Consider the following 4798-nt stretch of genomic DNA (forward strand, 5'->3'; position numbering starts at 1 on the left):
CGCAGGCGGCCAGATGCTTGATGAGTCAGCCCTGATCACCGGCACCGATCCTGGCAGCAGTCCACCCAGGACCACCACCGCGAGCCTCACAGATGGTTGACGACACGGCGGCGGTGGCAGGAGACAAGGCTCTGGCTCACCGCATCGCAGGAGCTGTGATTGCTCAAGAAAGGAACCCCCGGGAGCTACGCGACTTCCGCTCAGAGCTGGGAAGAGTGGCCCCGCAGTAGGCAACCTGGCCGTGGGGACCGGGTGCAGGAGGTCCCCGGTCGCATAGCGACCCCGCTACGGCGATGCCTCCCGTGATGGCCATACGAAGCAGGGAGCCTGGTCAATCGAGAGGTCAGCGGCGGGCGATCCACTGGAGGGCGAGGCCGGTCAGCATCAGGACCGCCAGGAGAAAGACGATACAGCCCATCAGCCTCAGCTCACCGCCGTACATCAAGCGCTTGAAGTCCTCCGGGCCGGGCCGCCGAGCACCCATGATGCGCCTCCACTCGTCCTCGTGGTCGGCCATAGCCGTCATCCCTTCGGAGGAAGCAGGCCTGAAACCGCCAGGCCGCGGGCTGTGGGTAAGCGCGGTAGTCGTTGGTATCAACCCCGAGCTTGGCCGCCGGTGCGGGAGATGCCCGTGAGTCCGGCGGCGTCGGCCACCCGCTCGGCGATGCTCGTGAGACGGGTCAGGTCGTCGTGGTCGAGCTGATCGAAGAGCACCCGGCGGACCGTCTCGACGTGCCCCGGGGCGGCGGCGGTGATCGCCGTGCGGCCGAGGTCGGTGAGTTGGACCAACGTGCCGCGCCGGTCGGTCGTGCTGCCGGAGCGCACGAGGAGCCCGCGCTGTTCCATGCGCCGGAGCTGGTGGGCGATGCGGCTGCGGTCCCAGCCGATGAGCGCGGCCAGGTCCCGCACGCGCAGGGCTTCGTCGCTCTGGGAGAGCGGGACCAGGACGTCGTAGTCGGCCGGCGACAGGCCGGCCTCGGCGAGCTGACCGTCGATCGCCACGTCGAGGGCGCGCCGCATGCGCAGGAAGGCCAGCCACAGCCGTTCTTCCTCGGGGTTCAGCCACCGCGGTTGGGTCATGGATCACAGTCTACGGCGAATTGATGACACGTCAGCATCGTGGGGATAGGTTTGCTGATACGTCAGCAACGCACGAGGAAGCGAAGCATGCCTACCTTGCAGATCATCATTGCCAGCACCCGGCCGGGCCGGCTCGGCCTGCCGGTCGCCGAGTGGATCCACACCATGGCGGTCAAGCACGGCGGCTTCGATCAGGTCGAACTCGTCGACCTCGCCGAGTGGAACCTGCCGTTCATGAACGAGCCCCACCACCCGCGCCTGCGCCGCTACGAGCACCAGCACACCCGGGACTGGAGCGCCACGATCGACCGGGCCGACGCGTTCCTGATCGTGATGCCCGAGTACAACTTCGGCTACACGGCCCCGCTCAAGAACGCCATCGACTACCTCGCGCACGAGTGGGCCTACAAGCCCGTCGGCCTGGTCAGCTACGGCGGCGTCAGCGCCGGCACCCGCGCCGCGCAGATGATCAAGCAGGTGCTCACGACGTTGAAGATGACGCCGATCCCCGAGGCCGTACACATCCCGTTCGTCGCCCAGTTCATCGGCGACGACGGCTCGCTGCGACCCAACGAGACCATGGACGCCAGCGCCGAGGCGATGCTCGACGAACTGGTGCAGTGGACCGGGGCCCTCGCCCCACTGCGGGAACGGGCACGGCAACACACGGCCGGATGACCGGGCGAAGCGGTGCGGTAGGGCGGGAGCGTGCCCGTCGCTGACCACGGTTCAGTCAGCTCAGGCAGATGAGCGTCTGCTGCCCGGTCGCCACGAGCGTTCGCTTCCCGCCCTGCACGCCGTACACCTCCAGCCGGCACACGGTCAGCGTCCGGCCCGACTTCAGCACGGTCCCGACCGCCTCGATGTGGTCGCCGACGGCGGGCGCCAGTAGGTTGATCTTGTATTCGACCGTGAGGACGTCGGCGTCGGCGGGAAAGAGCGTGAGCGCCGCATAGCCGCCCGCGTTGTCCGCGATGGCGCTCGTGGCGCCCGCGTGGATGTAGCCGTGCTGCTGGGTCACTTCGGGCCGGCCGGCCAGCACGATGTGCACCCGCCCGGGCGCGATGTGCGCCAGGCGGGCGCCGAGGTGGCGCATCAGTCCCTGGCGTTCGAAGCTCTCCGTGATGCGCTTCCGCACCTCGGGGCTCGCCTCCTGCTGGTACGCCTGCTCTTCCATGGCTCTCCTTGCGCGGACGTCTCCGGCGAGTCCCTGTCCGCCGTCCCGCGGCACCGTGCTCCGTCGGCAGCAACACGCCGATTATGACCATGGCACGCGCCGGGGAGACGACGCACCACCCGCGCAGCCGCGGGCCGTCCGACCAGCCTCGCGCGGCACACAACAACTGCCTCCGAGGAGGCGTCTTTTCCTCGTCCACCGGGCCCCTCCCCCGGTTGCCTCGGATTCAGTCCGGCGCGCGAGGGAGCGCCATATCCGGTCGCGCAGAACGCGGGCAGTCCGCCCGAGATCGATGCCCGGCTTCAACGTCTGAGGCTCGGCCGGCCTCCTCTTCCAGACCCGGCGGCTTGAATCGGGCTAGTCAGCCGCGCGCAGTTGAGCGCTCAGGCCGGCCCGGTCGATCTGCATCCAGTACTCCGTGATCAGGCCGTCGGTGACGTGGTACACGATCGAGTTGACCTGCCGGACGGTGCGACCCGTCGGGGCATGTCCGTCGACCGGCGCAAGGTGGCGTCCCACCTGGGTCAGCCGCACGTACGCCCGCGCGCCGTCCACCAGAAACTCGTCGACCGTCAGCGCGAACTCACCCCAGGTCGCGAGCATGTCGCGGACGTGCCGAGCGTAGTCCTCAGGGGTCCGCGGAATGGTGGTCTCGTTCTCTGACTCGACCTGATGGGCCAGCACTACGGGAGCCATGAATTCGTGCGCTCGGTCCGGCTCCTGGCCCGATCGGACGTACGCGATGAAGTCGCCGACGACCCGGCGGGTCGCTTCGCTGTTGATCATGATCTCCATCTTGCCACTTTCCCGGCCGCCGGGGCCGAGCCAGCCGGGCTGCCTCCGAGCCGGGGGTCGGCTGACGTCGGTCGACCGGTTCGTCGGCTGGCACGGGATTCCCGACGCCGTCGGTCAGAAGTCCACGATCTTCAGCAGGACGATCGCGTTCGGGTCGTTGCTGAGGATCCGCCGCGCATGCGCCAGGGCTCGGTCACCGGGCGCCCGGTCGTACTCGATGTGGATCCGGCGGCCGTTCAGGGTCGCCTGCACGTCCGGGCGGTTGGTGCCGAGCCGGAAGCTGTCGGTGACGTCGACCTGGGTCTGGTTGATCCGGAAGTCACTGGCGCCGGCCGCCTCCAGCAGCTCGATGTCGTGCCGTACGTCGATGTTCTGCACGCTGCTGCGCCCCACCCCGCGACCGGTGAACTGCCCGGACGCGTCGCGGATCGGGATCGCGGCGGGTGCGGGCCGGGTCACCCCCGGCCCGCTGGTCGGCAGCGCGCCCTCGAAGTCGGCCCGGGTCATCGGGGTGGCGTCGCCGAGGATCGCCTCGGGCAGCCCGGCCTCGCGGGCGACGGCGTGGCTCTCCGCGACGGCGACGTCCGGACGCGGCCGGCCCGGGCCCTGGTGGCCGGGTCCGAAGTGCTCGCCCGCCCCGGCCAGATCCGCTTCGGCCTGGGCGGCCAGGCCGGTGCGTCCGCCAGCCCGCTCGGCCATCTCCTGCCGCACCCGGTCGGCCAGCTGCGCGAAGCCCTCCGGGTCGGCCGCCGCCGCACGTTCCAGTTCCTCCCGGCTGAGCCGCTGCCCGAGCCCCTCGGCCTCGGCCATCAGCCGATCGATCTCCGCCGCGTGCGGGCTGCGCGCACCGGGCAGGTGCGGCGGGCCAGCGGTGGTGTAGCGGCCGAGCGAGGTGCGGCTGGCGATCATCTCGACCTCGTACACCCCGGGGCCGACCGGGGTGGCGCTGAACGTCTCGATCCAGCGGTACCGGCGCTTGAGCACCATGAGCGAGGCCAGCAGCACCGGCACGGGGCTGTCGATCGCGTCGTTGGTGGCCTCGATGGCCCGGGCCTCGGCCACCGCCTCCGGGTACTGGGCCGCCTTGGCCGCGTCGTCGGCCAGCGTCGGGGTGCCGGGTTCGTCGGCGGCGCGCACCGCCCCCTCGCCCAGCTCGTCGGCCTCCCGGGTGGCGGCGCCCTCGGCGCCTTCGCGCCCGGCCCGGGCCCCGCCGGCCTCGGTGGCCTCGCGGGCGGCGCCGGCCTCGGCCGCCTCCCGGCCGGTCCTGGACGCTCCGGTCGCCGCGCCCTCCCGGGCCACGCCGGCCTCGACGGCCTCCCGGGCGGTGCGGGACGCGCCGGCCTCGGCGCCCTGGGCGGCCCTGCTCGCGGCGAGGGCCGCCTCGTCGCCCAGTCCGAGCATCCGTCCGGCCAGCCCCTCGACCCGTTCGAGGAACCCGGCGGCGAAGCGGAACCGGCTGAGGAAGCCGCGCGCGGCCCCGATGCCGCGCAGGAGCGGTCCGCGCAGCTGGCGCAGTGCCCGGCCGAGCACGCCGAGCAGTTCGCCGCCGAGGTCGAGGAAGCGCAGCAGGTAGACCAACAGGGGGCGCAGCACCGGCCCGGCTGCCTCGAGGGCGGCGTAGCCGCCGGCGCTGAAGTAGATGATGGCGGCCCTGGCCAACGTGGGCCGCAGCGTGAAGAGCCGTCCGGACGAGCCGTTCGTGCGGTCGGTGCTGGTCAACGCGCCGTTCTACCGAAACCGCACGCT

Annotated in this window: 6 protein-coding genes; 1 reads left to right on the forward strand and 5 read right to left on the reverse strand. The window is 71.4% G+C overall.

What is annotated here, in order from left to right; all coding sequences use genetic code 11:
* Nucleotides 1–343: 343 nt before the first annotated feature.
* Both ABZV78_RS31335 and ABZV78_RS31340 read right to left on the reverse strand, forming a co-directional pair.
* Nucleotides 344–517 (reverse strand): hypothetical protein, encoded by a 174-nt coding sequence (locus tag ABZV78_RS31335; protein ID WP_355644410.1) that lies wholly within the window; start codon nucleotides 515–517, stop codon nucleotides 344–346.
* Between the two features lie 77 nt (nucleotides 518–594).
* Nucleotides 595–1080 (reverse strand): MarR family transcriptional regulator, encoded by a 486-nt coding sequence (locus tag ABZV78_RS31340; RefSeq protein ID WP_355644412.1) that lies wholly within the window; start codon nucleotides 1078–1080, stop codon nucleotides 595–597.
* 87 nt (nucleotides 1081–1167) lie between these two features.
* Between ABZV78_RS31340 and ABZV78_RS31345 the strand changes: the two genes are divergently transcribed.
* Nucleotides 1168–1758 carry an NADPH-dependent FMN reductase gene (locus tag ABZV78_RS31345; RefSeq protein WP_355644413.1) on the forward strand — a complete coding sequence of 197 codons (591 nt, stop codon included), beginning with the start codon at nucleotides 1168–1170 and terminating at the stop codon, nucleotides 1756–1758.
* A 55-nt stretch (nucleotides 1759–1813) separates the two neighbouring features.
* Here ABZV78_RS31345 and ABZV78_RS31350 read toward each other — a convergent pair whose 3' ends face one another.
* The 3 genes from ABZV78_RS31350 to ABZV78_RS31360 all read right to left on the reverse strand — a co-directional run bounded on the left by ABZV78_RS31350 (nucleotide 1814) and on the right by ABZV78_RS31360 (nucleotide 4771).
* Nucleotides 1814–2257, reverse strand: coding sequence for a PaaI family thioesterase (locus tag ABZV78_RS31350; protein ID WP_355644415.1), 444 nt, complete (start codon nucleotides 2255–2257; stop codon nucleotides 1814–1816).
* A gap of 357 nt (nucleotides 2258–2614) precedes the next feature.
* Nucleotides 2615–3052 carry an ester cyclase gene (locus tag ABZV78_RS31355; RefSeq protein ID WP_355644417.1) on the reverse strand — a complete coding sequence of 146 codons (438 nt, stop codon included), beginning with the start codon at nucleotides 3050–3052 and terminating at the stop codon, nucleotides 2615–2617.
* Nucleotides 3053–3166: 114 nt separating this feature from the next.
* On the reverse strand, nucleotides 3167–4771 hold the full coding sequence (locus ABZV78_RS31360; protein WP_355644418.1) for a hypothetical protein: 1605 nt from the start codon (nucleotides 4769–4771) through the stop codon (nucleotides 3167–3169).
* Nucleotides 4772–4798: the final 27 nt, after the last annotated feature.

This window comes from Micromonospora sp. NPDC004540, from assembly GCF_040610095.1.
Classification (GTDB): domain Bacteria; phylum Actinomycetota; class Actinomycetes; order Mycobacteriales; family Micromonosporaceae; genus Micromonospora.

Bases quoted from the DNA above. Each gene is read 5' to 3' on its own strand.
- ABZV78_RS31335 (WP_355644410.1), bottom strand. From the start codon at position 517: ATGGCCGACCACGAGGACGAGTGGAGGCGCATCATGGGTGCTCGGCGG.
- ABZV78_RS31340 (WP_355644412.1), bottom strand. From the start codon at position 1,080: ATGACCCAACCGCGGTGGCTGAACCCCGAGGAAGAACGGCTGTGGCTG.
- ABZV78_RS31345 (WP_355644413.1), top strand. From the start codon at position 1,168: ATGCCTACCTTGCAGATCATCATTGCCAGCACCCGGCCGGGCCGGCTC.
- ABZV78_RS31350 (WP_355644415.1), bottom strand. From the start codon at position 2,257: ATGGAAGAGCAGGCGTACCAGCAGGAGGCGAGCCCCGAGGTGCGGAAG.
- ABZV78_RS31355 (WP_355644417.1), bottom strand. From the start codon at position 3,052: ATGGAGATCATGATCAACAGCGAAGCGACCCGCCGGGTCGTCGGCGAC.